The sequence below is a fragment of the Streptomyces sp. NPDC002520 genome (assembly GCF_053595235.1).
Genome location: NZ_JBSFXG010000002.1, coordinates 256,159 through 270,496, shown reverse-complemented (window position 1 = coordinate 270,496; position 14,338 = coordinate 256,159). Strand labels below are relative to the sequence as shown.

Genomic DNA, 14,338 nt, shown 5'->3' with positions numbered 1-14,338 from the left:
GCGTCAGTTGGCCCGCGTACGGGTTGAGGAACAGTCCGGTACGGCACCCGGGTGGTCACCGCCGGCTCGCCGGCGCAGGGCGCCGGGGTGCTACTGATCGTGCCGGCCGCGTGGCGGCAGTGGCCGCATCCTGGCTTCGGCACGCTGCTGCCGGGCGCGGCCGTCGCCGGGCCGGGCAGGCGCTCCAACTCCCCGATGTGTTCCGGATCGTGATGTCCGAGGTGCCGCCGGACCGGGCGGGCGTCGGCAGCGGTGTGACGGTCACCACCCGGCAGGCCGCGCTCGCCCCGGGCGTGGCGGCCCTCGGCACCCTCTTCCGCTCCGTCGTCCCGCACCAGGGAATGCGGGACGCGCTGGTCATCGCGCTTGTGGTGCGGCCGGCCGGCACCATGCCGGCCCGTCCACTCAGCCTGCGGATGCCCCGCACCGTCGGCTGATCCCGGCAACGGCCGGGCGAACTCGCCGGGAAGCTCTCCCTGTTGATGTTGCTCTTGCTGCACACTCCTTGCCGTCGGGCAACGGCAGCCGCGGACGTGGGAGACGTCATGCCGCAGAACAACACCATGAGCAAGGTCAGCCGCTGGGACCAGCACGGGCGCGAGCACGTGGTCCGGGTCCAGCGCACGGGAATCCAGCGCACGATCCGCTGCGACACCTGCGGCTGGCGCAGGTCGACGCAGTTCCTGCCCTGGCTGAAGGCGGAGGAGCATCTGGCGGAGGCCCATCAGGCGACGGTGGACCCGGCAGGGGACGGGCAACCGTCACGCTGAGGACCGTGCGGCGAGCCCCGATCGGACGCTGATGCCGGTGCGGCACCGTCGAAGCGGTCCGGGGCGGGTTCGCGGGTAATCGCGGGTAATTCGCGGGTAAGAGGACACATTGCTAAAGATGGCTTTGAGCTGCGGTCTTACGGAAAATTCAGGGCGTTCTGACCGATCTCAAGTGGCCGTTCGGGACGGGCCGATACAGCCTGGGAAGGTCCAATGAGCGACAGGACGGGAGATGCACATGACCTCCGTACTCCGCCACCGCTACGGCCGAGCGCTCAGCGCCGGTGCCCTGTCCGTGGCGCTGCTCTCCGGCGGTACCGCCGGGGCGTACGCCGCCGGAAGCAGCCCCAGCCCCAGCCCGAGCGCCAAAGCCGCCTCGATCACCGCCAAGGCACACAAGACCACGGTGAAGGCCGGAGACAAGGTGACGTTCACCGGACGCACCACGGGCCTGAAAGTCGGCTCGCCGCTCGTGCTCATGCAGGAGAAGGCGGGCAAGTGGACCCCGCTGAAGGCGACGACCAAGGTCAAGACGGGCAGCTCGTACGCGCTGACCGCCCGGCTCAACACCAAGGGCACCCAGCATCTGCGGGTCGCCAGCGCGAACATGTCCGGGAAGGTCCACTCGCCCTCCGTCATGGTCAAGGTCGACTGAGCCCGCCTGTCAGCAGGTCCACGACCGCGGTGAACTCCTCCTCGACTCCCGGCCGTTCCCACTCCCGGGCATAGCACGGGTCGTGGAAGCGGCCGGTGGCCTGGAAGACGGCTCGGGCCGCGGTGGCCGGGTCGGGTGTCCGGAAGGTGCCCGACCCGGCGCCGTCCTCGATGATGCGGGTCAGCTGTGCGGTCAGGTCGGCGATGTGCTCGCCGACCGCCGCGCCGTTCTCGTCGGTCAGCACGGTGTACGTGGCGAACAGCTCCGGATCGTCGCCCGCCTTGTGCCGCTTGGCCTCGAACAGGGCCGCCAGCCAGGCGCGCAGGCGCTCCTCGGGAGTGCCGTCCCCGGTGACGATCCCGGCCAGCCGCTCCGAGGTCCGGTCCAGCCAGCGCTTGGTCACCGCCTCCCGCAGCACCGCCTTCGTACGGAAGTGCCGGTAGACGCTGCCGTGGCTGACGCCGAGCGCGCGGGCCACGTCGACCACGGTGGCCTTGGCCGGCCCGTGCCGGCGCAGCACCTCCTCGGTGGCTTCGAGGATGCGCTCGGCGGTCAGGGTCTCGGTGGGCGGTGTCATGACATAGACCGTACCTGCGGGCGCGCTCAGCGCTCGCTGTCGAGGTGTGCCATCTGCGAGGTCGGGTAGCGGTCGCCCGCCGCCGCGTCCGCCGGCACGGCGTCCTCGATGGCCGCGAGGTCGGCGTCGTCCAGCGCCACGTCCAGCGCGCCCAGCGACTCGGCCAGGCGCTCGCGGGTGCGGGCGCCGATGAGCGGAACGATGTCCTCGCCGCGGGAGAGCACCCAGGCGATGGCGGCCTGCGCGACGGTGATGCCCTTCTCGTCGGCGACCTTGCGGAGCGCGTCGGCGAGGTCGAGGTTGCGCTGCAGGTTGTCGCCCTGGAAGCGGGGCGAATAGGCGCGGAAGTCGTTCGCGGCGAGCTGCCGGTCGCGGGTGAAGTGCCCGGAGAGCAGACCGCGCGAGAGGACGCCGTAGGCGGTGACGGAGATGCCCAGCTCGCGGGTGGCCGGCAGGATCGACCGCTCGATGCCGCGGGAGATGAGCGAGTACTCGATCTGGAGGTCCGCGATGGGCGCGGTGGCGGCGGCCCGGCGGATGGTCTCGGCGCCGACCTCGCTCAGGCCGACGTGCCGGACGTACCCCTTCTCGATCAGTTCGGCGATCGCGCCGACGGTCTCCTCGATCGGCACGTCCGGGTCGAGGCGGGCGATCCGGTAGACGTCGATGTGGTCGACGCCCAGGCGCTGCAGGGAGTAGGAGGCGAAGTTCTTCACGGCGGCGGGGCGGCCGTCGTAGCCGCTCCAGTTGCCGTCCGGGTCGCGCAGGGCGCCGAACTTCACGCTGGTCAGGGCCTGTTCGCGGAGGGCGGCCGGGGCGGTGCGCAGGGCCTCGCCGATCAGCATCTCGTTGTGGCCCATGGCGTAGAAGTCGCCGGTGTCCAGCAGGGTCACGCCCGCTTCCAGGGCGGCGTGGATGGTCGCGATGGACTCCGTGCGGTCGGTGTCGCCGTAGAGGGCGGACATGCCCATGCAGCCGAGACCGAGGGCGGAGACCTGGGGTCCGGTCGTTCCGAGGGTTCGGGTTCGCATCGTCATGGGTCCACCCTGGCATGACGACTGACAGATTTCAATATCTGTCAGGCCATACTTGTCACTGCTCGGCGCAGGCTCCGCGCGGGCGGCGGCTACATGCCCCCGCCCCTGGTCGCCCAGGCCTGGACGCACTACGGCACCTCGCTCAAGGGCCTGATGACGTGGCCGGCCAACCGGGACGGATCGAAGAACTGGACCTTCGGCGACAACGCGAAGGCGCTGCAGGGCCGTTGAGGCCGTGAGCCGGACGAAAAAGCCGGGCGGGCCGGAGTGATCCGACCCGCCCGGCGTTCGCCTGTGGCGCGCAGCGACTAGCAGCCCACCAGGCGCCCGGCCAGGTAGCCCTCGATCTGGTCCAGCGACACGCGCTCCTGCTTCATGGAGTCACGCTCACGCACCGTGACCGCGTTGTCCTCGAGCGTGTCGAAGTCGACGGTCACGCAGTACGGCGTACCGATCTCGTCCTGACGGCGGTAGCGGCGGCCGATGGCGCCGGCGTCGTCGAACTCGATGTTCCAGTGCTGGCGCAGCGCCTGGGCGAGACCCTTGGCCTTCGGGGACAGCTCGGGGTTGCGGGACAGCGGCAGCACCGCGACCTTCACCGGGGACAGACGCGGGTCGAGCCGCAGCACGGTCCGCTTCTCCATCTTGCCCTTGGCGTTCGGCGCCTCGTCCTCGATGTACGCGTCGAGCAGGAAGGCCAGCATGGCGCGGCCGACACCGGCCGCCGGCTCGATGACGTACGGCGTCCAGCGCTCGCCGGCCTCCTGGTCGAAGTAGGAGAGGTCGGTGCCGGAGGCCTTGGAGTGGGCGCCGAGGTCGTAGTCGGTGCGATTGGCGACGCCCTCCAGCTCACCCCACTCCGAGCCGCCGAACTGGAAGCGGTACTCGATGTCGGCGGTGCGCTTGGAGTAGTGGGAGAGCTTCTCCTTCGGGTGCTCGTACCAGCGCATGTTCTCGGTACGCAGACCGAGGCCCGTGTACCAGTTCCAGCGCTGCTCCATCCAGTACTCCTGCCACTTCTCGTCCTCGCCCGGCTTGACGAAGAACTCCATCTCCATCTGCTCGAACTCGCGGGTGCGGAAGATGAAGTTGCCCGGCGTGATCTCGTTGCGGAACGACTTGCCCATCTGGGCGATGCCGAACGGCGGCTTGCGGCGCGAAGTGGTCTGCACCTGGCCGAAGTTGGTGAAGATGCCCTGGGCGGTCTCGGGACGCAGGTAGGCGACGGAGCCGGAGTCCTGGGTGGGGCCGAGGTGGGTGGAGAGCAGACCCGAGAACTGCTTGGGCTCGGTGAACTGGCCCTTGTTGCCGCAGTTCGGGCAGTTGATGTCGGCCAGCCCGTTGGCGGGAGCGTGGCCCTTCTTCTCCTCGTACGCCTCCTCGAGGTGGTCGGCGCGGAAACGCTTGTGACACGAGGTGCACTCGGTCAGCGGGTCCGTGAAGGTGGCGACGTGGCCGGAGGCGACCCACACCTCCGGAGCCAGGATGACGGACGAGTCGATACCCACGACGTCCTCGCGCGACGTCACCATGTAGCGCCACCACTGACGCTTGATGTTCTCCTTGAGCTCGACACCCAGCGGTCCGTAGTCCCAGGCGGCACGCTGTCCGCCGTAGATCTCACTGCAGGGGAAAACGAAGCCACGGCGCTTGCTCAGGCTGACGATGGTGTCGATCTTGTCGGCGGCCACGGTGCTCTCTTCATTACGACGACGGGCGTTGAAGCGAGATGCTTCCAGCGAATGATTCAGGTTACCGGCGCAGGCTCCCCCACGGCCAAATCGGCCCCCTGCAGCGAAGCCTCTCACAAGGGCTTGTTGACAACGGTTTCCATATTTGTTGAAAATGACTGTCATGAACGTACGACGCCTCATACCCGGGTCCGCGATCCTGGCCGTCACCGCGCTGGGCCTCGGCACCCTCTCCGCCTGCTCCACCGACAGCGCCGCCGCGGGCGGCACGGGCAGGTTCGACGTCGTCGCGTCGTTCTACCCGATGGCCTTCCTCGCCGAGCGGATCGGCGGCGACCACGTCCACGTCACCACGCTCACCTCCCCCGGCCAGGAACCGCACGACCTGGAGATCAGCCCGCGGCAGATCGCCGGGATCGAGGAGTCCGACGCGGTCCTCTACCTGAAGAACCTCCAGCCCTCCGTCGACGACGCGGTGGCCCAGTCCTCCGTGAAGACGAAGATCGACGCGGCCTCCCTGACCACTCTGGAGGAGCACGGCAACGAGGTCGGAGGGCACGCGGCCGCGCACGACAGCCACTCCGGCGAGGAGTCCGGCGCCAAGGACCCGCACATCTGGCTCGACCCGGTGCGCTACGCCCAGGTCGCCGAGGGCGTCGGCAAGGCCTTCGAGAAGGCCGACCCCGACCACGCGGCCGACTACCGCGAGAACACCGCCGCCCTGGTCGAGAAGCTGGACGCCCTGAACACACAGTTCAAGGACGGCCTCGCGCACACGAGGACCAAGGTCTTCATCACCACCCACGCCGCCTTCGGCTACCTCGCCGAGCGCTACGGCCTCACCGAGGAGGCCATCAACGGCCTCGACCCCGAGTCCGAGCCCAGCGCCGCCCGGATCAGGGACCTGGAGCGGATGGCGAAGGCCGACGGCGTCAGCACCGTCTTCTACGAGACCCTCGTCAGCGACAAGACCGCGAAGACCGTCGCGCAGGACGCGAACCTGAGGACCGACGTCCTCGACCCGATCGAGGGCATCACCTCGAAGTCCCGCGGCAAGGACTACTTCACCGTCCAGCGGGCCAACCTCAAGGCCCTCCAGCAGGCCCTGGGCGCCAAGTGACCGGCACCGGGAACGAGACCATGAGCGAACCCGTCGTCACCCTGCGCGGCGTGAGCGCCGAACTCGGCGCGCGTCCCGTGCTGCGCGGCATCGACCTCACCGTCGGCCGCGGCGAGGTCGTCGCCCTGCTCGGCGCGAACGGCTCCGGCAAGTCCACCGCGATCCGCTCGATCATCGGCCAGGTACCGGTCAGCGGCGGCACGATCGAGCTGTTCGGCACCCCGCGCCGCTCCTTCCGCGACTGGGCGCGCGTGGGCTACGTACCGCAGCGCACCACCGCCGCCGGCGGGGTCCCCGCCACGGTGACCGAGATCGTCTCCTCCGGCCGGCTCTCCCGCACCCGCTTCGGCCTCTTCCGCAAGGCGGACCGCGAGGCCGTGCGCCGGGCCCTGGAGCTGGTCGGCATGGCGGACCGCGCCAAGGACTCGGTGACCGCGCTCTCCGGCGGCCAGCACCAGCGGGTGCTGATCGCCCGCGCCCTGGTCGCCGAGCCCGAGCTGCTGATCATGGACGAGCCGATGGCGGGCGTCGACCTCGCCAGCCAGGAGGTGCTCGCCCGCACCCTCCGGGAGCAGGTCGCGGCCGGTACGACGGTCCTGCTCGTGCTGCACGAACTGGGCCCGCTGGAGCCCCTGATCGACCGGGCGGTCGTCCTGCGGGACGGCTGCGTCGTCCACGACGGCCCGCCCCCCGAGGCCCTCGGCCAGCATGCCCTGCCCGGCCACGACCATGTGCACCCGCACGCACCCGCGGGCGCCGAACCGATCCGCACGGGACTGCTGAGCTGATGGAATTCCTGAACTACGCCTTCATGCAGCGGGCGCTGCTCGCGGCCGTCCTGGTCGGCGTCACCGCGCCCGCGATCGGCATCTACCTCGTCCAGCGCCGCCAGCCCCTGATGGGCGACGGCATCGGACACGTGGCGATGACCGGCGTCGGCCTCGGTTTCCTGCTGAACGCCTCGCCGGTATGGATGGCCATGGCCGTCTCCGCGCTCGGCTCCGTCCTGATGGAGCTGATCCGCTGGTACGGAAAAACACGCGGCGACATCGCCCTCGCGATGCTCTTCTACGGCGGCATGGCGGGCGGCGTGATGTTCGTGAACCTCGCCCCGGGCGGCTCGAACGCCAACCTGACCTCGTACCTGTTCGGCTCGCTGTCCACGGTCTCGCCCTCCGACGTGACCGCGATCATGGTGCTGGCCGCGTTCGTGGTCGTGGTCACCCTCGGTCTGCGCCGCCAGCTGTTCGCGGTCAGCCAGGACGAGGAGTTCGCACGGGTCACCGGGCTGCCCGTGCGCGCCCTGAACCTGCTCACCGCCGTCACCGCGGCCGTCACGGTGACCGTCGCCATGCGCGTGGTCGGCCTGATCCTGGTCTCCGCGCTCATGGTCGTACCCGTGGCCGCCGCACAGCAGCTCACCCGCAGCTTCGCCGCGACCTTCGCGATCGCCGTGGCCCTCGGCGTCACGGTGGCGATCAGCGGCACGATCACCTCGTTCTACCAGGACGTCCCGCCCGGCGCGACGATCGTCCTGCTGACCATCGGCGCGTTCGTCGCCCTCACCGCCCTGGCCGCTCCGCTGGCCCGCCGCAGGGCCCGCGCGGCCGCCGCCGCACTGCCCGCCGGGGACCCGACGGAGTGTTCGATCCCGGCCACCCGGGCGGCCGGGGACGGGGTCGGCGCCTGACCACTCCCGGTCCGGACTGGCACAATGGCCCGGGCAGAAGCGAGACGAGGAGGCAACGGTGACCACCGCTGGACAGCCCGTGAGGGGCCGCTCCACCCGGCAGCGTGCGGCCGTGGCGGCGGCCCTGGACGAGGTCGACGAGTTCCGCAGCGCTCAGGAACTGCACGACATGCTCAAGCACAAGGGCGACTCGGTCGGCCTGACCACGGTCTACCGCACCCTGCAGTCCCTCGCCGACGCCGGCGAGGTCGACGTGCTGCGCACCTCCGAAGGCGAGTCCGTCTACCGCCGCTGCGCCTCCGGCGAACACCACCACCACCTGGTCTGCCGCGCCTGCGGCAAGGCGGTCGAGGTCGAGGGCCCGGCCGTCGAGAAGTGGGCCGAGGCCATCGCGGCGGAACACGGCTACGTCAACGTGGCGCACACGGTGGAGATCTTCGGTACGTGCGCGGACTGCGCGACGGCCTCCGGCGGCTGAGCCGGGTTCACACGCGGGGCTGCGCGCCGTCCAGCAGGGCGCGCAGCCGCTCCAGGTCCTCCGCGGAGTGCAGCCCCCGCTTGGGCAGCACCTCCACCAGCAGGATGTTCGGGTCCCGGCTGAGCAGCACCACGTGGTCGCGCGTCTCGCGGTAACCGCGGAACACCGACCAGCGCTGTACGAGGGTCGCGTGCGCGGTCTCGACCGTGATCCCGCTCTCGCCAACGGTCGCGCGGTACTCGCCCTGCCAGGAAATCGTGCGCAGCGCATGGCGGGCCTGAAAGCGCGGGGTCCCCCAGATCAGAGCGGCGCAGAAGAGCGCGACGAGGACCGAGAACGCCGACGGCCTTCCGGACGTCGCGGTCAGCACGGCCATGAGCAGGAAGAACCCGGCGAAGCCCCACCGGAGGAGGTGCAGGCGCCGCATGCGTTCCCGCACCCCCAGACCGACCAGTACGTCCGCGCGTGTCGGCCGGTAGGTCAGCTCGACCACGCCGTCCTGTACGGTGTCCCGCCCCATGTCCATGGACCGGGATGCTAACGCCCCGCCGGCTCCCGACCCGGCCCGGGTGGATCTTCGGGAGATCTCAGCCCCGGTCGTAGCAGGTGTACGAGCCGGCGACGAGGAGGAGGAGGAGGAGGAGGAGGAGGAGGACGGCCGCGCAGCAACCGCGGACGACTCTCACCAGCACCTGGCTCCCCCCGGGTGGCCTACGCCTGGTCGCCCCGCATCGCCGCCTCCATGGCGAGGAGTTCCTCGTTCGGCACGGCGCCGCCGAAGCGGCGGTCGCGGGAGGCGAATTCGAGGCAGGCGCGCCACAGGTCGCGGCGGTCGAAGTCGGGCCACAGGACGTCCTGGAAGACCATCTCGGCGTAAGCGCTCTGCCAGAGCAGGTAGTTGGAGGTGCGCTGCTCGCCGCTGGGGCGCAGGAACAGGTCGACGTCCGGCATGTCCGGGTAGTACAGGTACTTCGCGAGGGTCTTCTCGTTGACCTTGGACGGGTCGAGGCGGCCCGCCTTCACGTCCTCGGCGAGCGCCTGCGCGGCGTCGGCGATCTCGGCGCGGCCGCCGTAGTTCATGCAGAAGTAGAGGGTGAGCAGGTCGTTGTCCTTGGTCTGCTCCTGGGCGACCTGGAGCTCCTTGGCGACCGACTTCCACAGCTTGGGCATACGGCCCACCCAGCGCACCCGGATGCCGAGCTCGTCGAGCTGGTCGCGGGTCTTGCGGATGAAGTCGCGGTTGAAGTTCATCAGGAAGCGGACCTCGTCGGGCGAGCGCTTCCAGTTCTCGGTGGAGAAGGCGTACAGGGAGATGTTCTTGACGCCCATCTCGATCGAACCCTGCAGCACGTCCAGGACGCGCTCGGCGCCGACCTTGTGGCCCTCGGTGCGGGGCAGGCCGCGCTCCTTGGCCCAGCGGCCGTTGCCGTCCATGACGATCGCGACGTGGTTCGGGACCAGCTCGCCGGGGAGCTTGGGCGGACGGGCACCGGACGGGTGGGGCTCCGGCGCCTTGTACTCGCGCCGCTGGCGTCCCAGGATCCCGCGTACGACCATGTGCTTCTCGTCTCCCTCGATCACTTTTCCACGTATCGGAGCGAGCGCAGCCCGCGCTCCATGTGCCAGTGCAGGTAGGCGGACACCAGTCCGCTGCCCTCACGGACGTAGCGCGCCTCGCACGCGTCCGCCGTCTCCCAGTCTCCCGTAAGCAGAGCACCGAGCAGTACCAGGGTCTGCGGTGAGGGTACGACGCTGCCGGGCACCCGGCAGTCCACGCAGACGCTGCCACCGGAGGCGACCGAGAAGAAGCGGTTGGGGCCGGGCATGCCGCACTTCGCGCAGTCGCCGAAGCTGGGCGCGTAGCCGTTGACGGCGAGGGAGCGCAGCAGGAACGCGTCGAGGACGAGGTGGGGGGCGTGCTCGCCGCGGGCGAGGGTGCGCAGGGCGCCGACGAGCAGCAGGTACTGCTGCACGGCCGGCTCGCCCTCGTGGTCGGTGAACCGCTCGGCGGTCTCCAGCATGGCGGTGCCGGCGGTGTAGCGGGCGTAGTCGGTCACGATCCCGCCGCCGTACGGGGCGATCGTCTCGCTCTGCGTGCACAGCGGCAGGCCGCGCCCGATCAGCTCGCTGCCCCGCGCGAAGAACTGCACGTCCACATGAGAGAACGGCTCCAGCCGCGCCCCGAACTTCGACTTGGTGCGCCGCACGCCCCGGGCCACGGCCCGCACCCGGCCGTGACCGCGCGTGAGCAGAGTGATGATCCGGTCCGCCTCACCCAGCTTCTGGGTGCGCAGCACGATGCCGTCGTCGCGGAACAGGCTCATGGCCCCATTGTCGCGTACGGCGCCGGCGCCTGCGGTCGGGGTGACGCACAACGTCCCGGGGAACCTGGTTCCGGGAGCCGGAACGGTTCGCCGGGTCGAGCGGGGAGCGCAGGTGGGCGCCGGCTGCGGCCCGGGGTGCGGAGAAGTCCGCGTCGAGGTCACGGTGTGTACTGGTAGACGGTGCCGCTGGTGCCGCCCGGGGTGTGGACGACGAGGGTGACGCTGCCGGGGGCGCCTCCTGGCGCGACGGCCACGACCTTGGTGTCGGAGACGGTGACGAACGGGGCCGACGCGCCGCCGACCTTGACGCTGTCGGTGTAGGTCAGGTTGCTGCCGGTGATGGTGATGCTGTCTCCGCCGGCGGCCGGCCCCTGGTTGGGGCTGAGTCTGGTGACGGCCGGCCCCGCGACGTAGGTGTAGTAGGGATTGCCGGCCCCGGTGAGGCTCGTGCCGCCCGGCGTGGTGGCGGTGACGCCGACGGTTCCGGAGCCTGAGGGAACAGTGGCGGTGATCTGGTCGTCCGAGACGACACTGATGCCGACGGCCGTACGGGAGCCGAAGCGCACTGCGCTGGTGAGGGACAGGTTGCTCCCGGTGATGGTGACGGTGTTGCCGCCCAGGGCCGGCCCCAGAGCGGGGTCGACGCTGACGACGGTCGGCGGGGGGACGTAGGAGTACGGCAACGGACTGCTGGTGCCTCCCGCCGTGGTGACCGTGAGGTTGACGGGTGACGCCGCGGGGGCCTGGACGGTGATCTGTGTGCCGGTGTTGCCGGTGATGGTGCCACTGCGGCCGCCGAACAGGACGGCGGTGGCACCGGAGAGGTTGGTGCCCGTGACGGTGACGGTGTTGCCTCCGGCGGTGGGGCCCTGGTTCGGAGTGACCGAGCTGACGACCGGGCTGGTGAGGTAGGTGAAGGTCACGCCGTTGCTGGTGCCGCCCGGGGTGGTGACGGTGACGACGGGCGAGTCCGACCCCGAAGGGGCCGTGCAATTGATCCTGGTGTCGCTCATCGTGGCGAACTGCGCCTGGTTCGTGCCGAAGTTCACCGACGTCGCGCCGGTGAAGCCGCTGCCGGTGAGTGTGACGGCCGTACCGCCGGCGGCCGGCCCCTGGTTGGGGCTGACGCCGGTGAGGGTTGGTGGCATGACGTGCTCCTTCCCACGTGACAGAGCGCGGACCACCGTGCCCGGGCCGGGCGCGGTGGTCTGTGCTGTTCCGGGTAAGTGCCCGGGGCGGCCCCCCGTCCGAGGGGTTGCCGAGGGGCGGCCCCGGGGCGGAGGAGGGTCAGACGGCGGTGAACACGTCGCCGGCGACGGCCGGGCTGGTACCGCCGGGGGTGACGACCTGGATGTCATAGGTCGCGGCCGGGGTGAGCCCGGTGGGGACGACGGCGATCAGCTGGGTCTCGGAGACGGAGGTGATGCTCGTCGCCGAGACCGAGGCGCCACCGCCGGTGGGCGTGAAGGTCACGTCGCTGACGCTGTCGAAGCAGGTGCCCGTGACGGTGACGTTGATGCCGGCCGCGCCCGTGGTCGGGCTGATTCCGGTGACGGCGGGCGCGTTGTAGTAGACGAACTGGTCGTTGACGTTCACGGTGCTGGTTCCGCCTGGGGTGGTGACCGTGATGTCGACGGTGTCCAGGCATCCGGTGAAGGCCCCGTGCGCGGGAGCGGTGACGGTGAGCTGGCCGTCGTTGACCACGGTCACCCCGGTGCCCGCGCCGATGGCACCGAAGGTCACCCCCGTGGCGTTGAGGAAGCCGCTGCCGTTGACGGTGATGGCGCCGGGGCTCGCCGCGCCCGAGACAGGGGACACGGACGAGATGGCCGGAGTGGGCGCGTAGAAGAACGGCAGGGAGTTGGTGGTCGACGCGCCGGCCGTCACGTTGACGTTGTACTGCCCGGCGCACAGCGACGGGATGGTGCAGGTGAGCTGGGTGGCGTTGACGACGGTGGCGGTGGCCGACTTGGTGCCGAAGTTCACCTTGGTGGCGCTTGAGAGGCCGGTCCCGTTGACCGTCAGGGTCTGCCCGACCGAGCCGGGGCTGCCCGTGCTGAACGAGGTGATGGTTGCCATGATGCGTCCTTTCTCGCAGTTGACCGCGTGGTCGGCTGTGGTTGCGTGGGCTGACGGGCCTTGTGGGCGTGGGTGTTCGGGAGGACATGGCGCAATGGCCGGCTGAACGGTGGGGTGGCCCGGCGCCGGCGCAGGGCCGTGCGGTCCGTGTGGCGGGCGCGGGCCATGGCGAGCCGTTCGTGCGTGGCGGGGAGCGGAAGAGCCCCGGCGAACTCGCGGCTCTGGGAGCCTGCGGCATACGTGGACCGGATGACGTCCTGGGTCGGTCCCGGTACCGGGACCGACGTGTATGACGTCCTGAGCCTCACCGGAACGGCGGCTTCGGTCCCGAACTCAAAGCTGAATGAATTGGTCTACCTGACAACAGCTGACAACAGTTAGTAACCCATTCAGGTGACTCTCATCGCAAGAGATTAATAACCGATTCACACATTCAGCGGAGCGCGCGCCCATCCACCACTACATGGGGTACCACCTGCGCAAACGGCTGACTGAACCGTACTCCCGGCGCGGTTTAGTCTGAAAATATCACCACACCGAACGACGATATCCGGGCACCCCAAAAAGGGACGTGCGCAGCAAAAAGCGGTCCGTGCCGCCCGCCGGACAGGCGGAGCGGCACGGACCGCTGAAGGGCCGAGGATCAGACCGGCTGGCAGAGCGACAGAACGTTGACGGCCACGGCGCCGGGACCTGGGTTGTGGACACTGACGGACCAGGACGTACCCGGAGTACTCGTCAACACGTCCGCCTCAGCCGTTCCCGACTCCTGGGTCACCCCGCCGCTGACGGCCAGGAACGACGGCCCGAGGGTCGTGCAATCCCCTCCCTGCAGAGGCACCGTGAGGCCGGCGGGAATCGTCTGGGGGTTCAAGGGCGAATTCAGCGCCTGCGTCTGCGAGGTGCCGGACGCGCCGGTGGCGCCCGTCGCACCGTCCAGACCCTGCGGGCCCGTCGCACCGGTGGCACCGTCCAGACCCTGCGGGCCGGTCGGACCCGTCAGACCGTCAACACCCGCCGCACCAGTGGCACCAGTAGCACCCGTGACACCCGCCAGACCCTGCGCACCCGTCGCACCGGTGGCACCGTCCAGACCCTGCGGGCCGGTCGGACCCGTCAGGCCGTCAACACCCGCCGCGCCAGTGGCACCGGTGACACCCGCCAGACCCTGCGCACCCGTCGCACCGGTGGCACCGTCCAGCCCCTGCGGGCCGGTCGGACCCGTCAGGCCGTCAACACCCGCCGCACCAGTGGCACCAGTAGCACCCGTGACACCCGCCAGACCCTGCGCACCCGTCGCACCGGTGGCACCGTCCAGCCCCTGGGGACCCGTGGGACCCGTGGGACCCGTCACGCCGTCAGTACCTGCCGGACCCGTGGCACCAGTGACACCCGCAGCACCCTCCAGACCTTGGGCACCCGTCGGACCCGTCACACCATCAACACCCGCCGGACCCGTGGCACCAGTGGCACCCGTGACACCGTCCAGACCCTGCGCACCCGTCGCACCGGTGGCACCGTTCAGACCCGCCGCACCCGTCGCACCCGTGGCACCGTTCAGACCCGCCGCACCCGTGGCACCAGTGACACCCGCCGCACCCTCCAGACCCTGCGGGCCGGTCGGACCCGTCACACCATCAACACCCGCCGCACCAGTGGCACCAGTGGCACCCGTGACACCGTCCAGACCCTGCGCACCCGTCGCACCGGTGGCACCGTTCAGACCCTGGGGACCCGTCGCACCCGTGGCACCGTTCAGACCCGCCGCACCAGTGGCACCAGTGACACCCGCCGCACCCTCCAGACCCTGCGGGCCGGTCGGACCCGTCACACCATCAACACCCGCCGCACCAGTGGCACCAGTGGCACCCGTGACACCCGCCAGACCCTGCGCACCCGTCGCACCGGTGGCACCGT

Annotated in this window: 14 protein-coding genes and 2 pseudogenes; 8 read left to right on the top strand and 8 right to left on the bottom strand. The window is 70.3% G+C overall.

Going from position 1 to position 14,338, the window contains the following annotated elements; genetic code table 11:
* Positions 1-36: 36 nt before the first annotated feature.
* The 3 genes and pseudogenes from ACWD5D_RS04275 to ACWD5D_RS04265 all read left to right on the top strand — a co-directional run.
* Positions 37-437: pseudogene (locus tag ACWD5D_RS04275) on the top strand (MFS transporter); the annotation flags it as partial.
* Positions 438-545: 108 nt separating this feature from the next.
* Positions 546-770 carry a hypothetical protein gene (locus ACWD5D_RS04270; RefSeq protein ID WP_451371243.1) on the top strand — a complete coding sequence of 75 codons (225 nt, stop codon included), beginning with the start codon at positions 546-548 and terminating at the stop codon, positions 768-770.
* A gap of 238 nt (positions 771-1,008) precedes the next feature.
* On the top strand, positions 1,009-1,425 hold the full coding sequence (locus ACWD5D_RS04265) for a hypothetical protein (RefSeq protein ID WP_451371242.1): 417 nt from the start codon (positions 1,009-1,011) through the stop codon (positions 1,423-1,425).
* Here ACWD5D_RS04265 and ACWD5D_RS04260 read toward each other — a convergent pair.
* Both ACWD5D_RS04260 and ACWD5D_RS04255 read right to left on the bottom strand, forming a co-directional pair.
* Entirely contained in the window at positions 1,412-2,002 is a 591-nt protein-coding gene (locus tag ACWD5D_RS04260) for a TetR family transcriptional regulator (protein ID WP_451371241.1), read from the bottom strand. The genes ACWD5D_RS04265 and ACWD5D_RS04260 overlap by 14 nt on opposite strands.
* A gap of 26 nt (positions 2,003-2,028) precedes the next feature.
* The gene (locus ACWD5D_RS04255) at positions 2,029-3,039 is read right to left on the bottom strand and encodes an aldo/keto reductase (RefSeq protein WP_451371240.1); all 1,011 of its coding nucleotides are present in this window, start codon (positions 3,037-3,039) and stop codon (positions 2,029-2,031) included.
* 78 nt (positions 3,040-3,117) lie between these two features.
* Between ACWD5D_RS04255 and ACWD5D_RS04250 the strand changes: the two are divergent.
* Positions 3,118-3,270 (top strand): annotated as a pseudogene (locus ACWD5D_RS04250) (chitinase); the annotation flags it as partial.
* Positions 3,271-3,347: 77 nt separating this feature from the next.
* Here ACWD5D_RS04250 and ACWD5D_RS04245 read toward each other — a convergent pair.
* Positions 3,348-4,730 (bottom strand): glycine--tRNA ligase, encoded by a 1,383-nt coding sequence (locus ACWD5D_RS04245; RefSeq protein WP_451371239.1) that lies wholly within the window; start codon positions 4,728-4,730, stop codon positions 3,348-3,350.
* 163 nt (positions 4,731-4,893) lie between these two features.
* Here ACWD5D_RS04245 and ACWD5D_RS04240 point away from each other — a divergent pair, with 163 nt between their 5' ends.
* The 4 genes from ACWD5D_RS04240 to ACWD5D_RS04225 are packed head-to-tail and all read left to right on the top strand — an operon-like array spanning position 4,894 to position 8,018.
* On the top strand, positions 4,894-5,850 hold the full coding sequence (locus tag ACWD5D_RS04240; protein WP_451371238.1) for a metal ABC transporter substrate-binding protein: 957 nt from the start codon (positions 4,894-4,896) through the stop codon (positions 5,848-5,850).
* 20 nt (positions 5,851-5,870) lie between these two features.
* Complete coding sequence (locus ACWD5D_RS04235; RefSeq protein ID WP_451371237.1) at positions 5,871-6,638, top strand: metal ABC transporter ATP-binding protein; 768 nt, start codon at positions 5,871-5,873, stop codon at positions 6,636-6,638.
* Entirely contained in the window at positions 6,638-7,540 is a 903-nt protein-coding gene (locus ACWD5D_RS04230) for a metal ABC transporter permease (RefSeq protein ID WP_451371236.1), read from the top strand. Before ACWD5D_RS04235 ends, ACWD5D_RS04230 begins: the two co-directional genes overlap by 1 nt.
* 58 nt (positions 7,541-7,598) lie before the next feature.
* Complete coding sequence (locus ACWD5D_RS04225; RefSeq protein WP_451371235.1) at positions 7,599-8,018, top strand: Fur family transcriptional regulator; 420 nt, start codon at positions 7,599-7,601, stop codon at positions 8,016-8,018.
* Between the two features lie 7 nt (positions 8,019-8,025).
* Here ACWD5D_RS04225 and ACWD5D_RS04220 read toward each other — a convergent pair whose 3' ends face one another.
* From ACWD5D_RS04220 to ACWD5D_RS04200, 5 genes are all read right to left on the bottom strand, one after another.
* Complete coding sequence (locus ACWD5D_RS04220) at positions 8,026-8,544, bottom strand: YcxB family protein (protein WP_451371234.1); 519 nt, start codon at positions 8,542-8,544, stop codon at positions 8,026-8,028.
* 185 nt (positions 8,545-8,729) lie between these two features.
* Positions 8,730-9,575 carry an isoprenyl transferase gene (locus tag ACWD5D_RS04215; protein WP_451371574.1) on the bottom strand — a complete coding sequence of 282 codons (846 nt, stop codon included), beginning with the start codon at positions 9,573-9,575 and terminating at the stop codon, positions 8,730-8,732.
* 20 nt (positions 9,576-9,595) lie between these two features.
* A complete protein-coding gene (recO, locus tag ACWD5D_RS04210; RefSeq protein WP_451371233.1) occupies positions 9,596-10,342 on the bottom strand; it encodes a DNA repair protein RecO in 747 nt (248 codons plus the stop codon).
* Between the two features lie 158 nt (positions 10,343-10,500).
* The gene (locus tag ACWD5D_RS04205; RefSeq protein ID WP_451371232.1) at positions 10,501-11,490 is read right to left on the bottom strand and encodes an IPT/TIG domain-containing protein; all 990 of its coding nucleotides are present in this window, start codon (positions 11,488-11,490) and stop codon (positions 10,501-10,503) included.
* Between the two features lie 139 nt (positions 11,491-11,629).
* Complete coding sequence (locus ACWD5D_RS04200; RefSeq protein WP_451371231.1) at positions 11,630-12,421, bottom strand: IPT/TIG domain-containing protein; 792 nt, start codon at positions 12,419-12,421, stop codon at positions 11,630-11,632.
* Between the last annotated feature and the right edge of the window lie 1,917 nt (positions 12,422-14,338).

Bases quoted from the DNA above. Each gene is read 5' to 3' on its own strand.
- ACWD5D_RS04260 (WP_451371241.1), bottom strand. From the start codon at position 2,002: ATGACACCGCCCACCGAGACCCTGACCGCCGAGCGCATCCTCGAAGCC.
- ACWD5D_RS04255 (WP_451371240.1), bottom strand. From the start codon at position 3,039: ATGACGATGCGAACCCGAACCCTCGGAACGACCGGACCCCAGGTCTCC.
- ACWD5D_RS04205 (WP_451371232.1), bottom strand. From the start codon at position 11,490: ATGCCACCAACCCTCACCGGCGTCAGCCCCAACCAGGGGCCGGCCGCC.
- ACWD5D_RS04215 (WP_451371574.1), bottom strand. From the start codon at position 9,575: ATGGTCGTACGCGGGATCCTGGGACGCCAGCGGCGCGAGTACAAGGCG.
- ACWD5D_RS04220 (WP_451371234.1), bottom strand. From the start codon at position 8,544: ATGGACATGGGGCGGGACACCGTACAGGACGGCGTGGTCGAGCTGACC.
- recO (WP_451371233.1), bottom strand. From the start codon at position 10,342: ATGAGCCTGTTCCGCGACGACGGCATCGTGCTGCGCACCCAGAAGCTG.
- ACWD5D_RS04235 (WP_451371237.1), top strand. From the start codon at position 5,871: ATGAGCGAACCCGTCGTCACCCTGCGCGGCGTGAGCGCCGAACTCGGC.
- ACWD5D_RS04270 (WP_451371243.1), top strand. From the start codon at position 546: ATGCCGCAGAACAACACCATGAGCAAGGTCAGCCGCTGGGACCAGCAC.
- ACWD5D_RS04200 (WP_451371231.1), bottom strand. From the start codon at position 12,421: ATGGCAACCATCACCTCGTTCAGCACGGGCAGCCCCGGCTCGGTCGGG.
- ACWD5D_RS04240 (WP_451371238.1), top strand. From the start codon at position 4,894: ATGAACGTACGACGCCTCATACCCGGGTCCGCGATCCTGGCCGTCACC.
- ACWD5D_RS04265 (WP_451371242.1), top strand. From the start codon at position 1,009: ATGACCTCCGTACTCCGCCACCGCTACGGCCGAGCGCTCAGCGCCGGT.
- ACWD5D_RS04230 (WP_451371236.1), top strand. From the start codon at position 6,638: ATGGAATTCCTGAACTACGCCTTCATGCAGCGGGCGCTGCTCGCGGCC.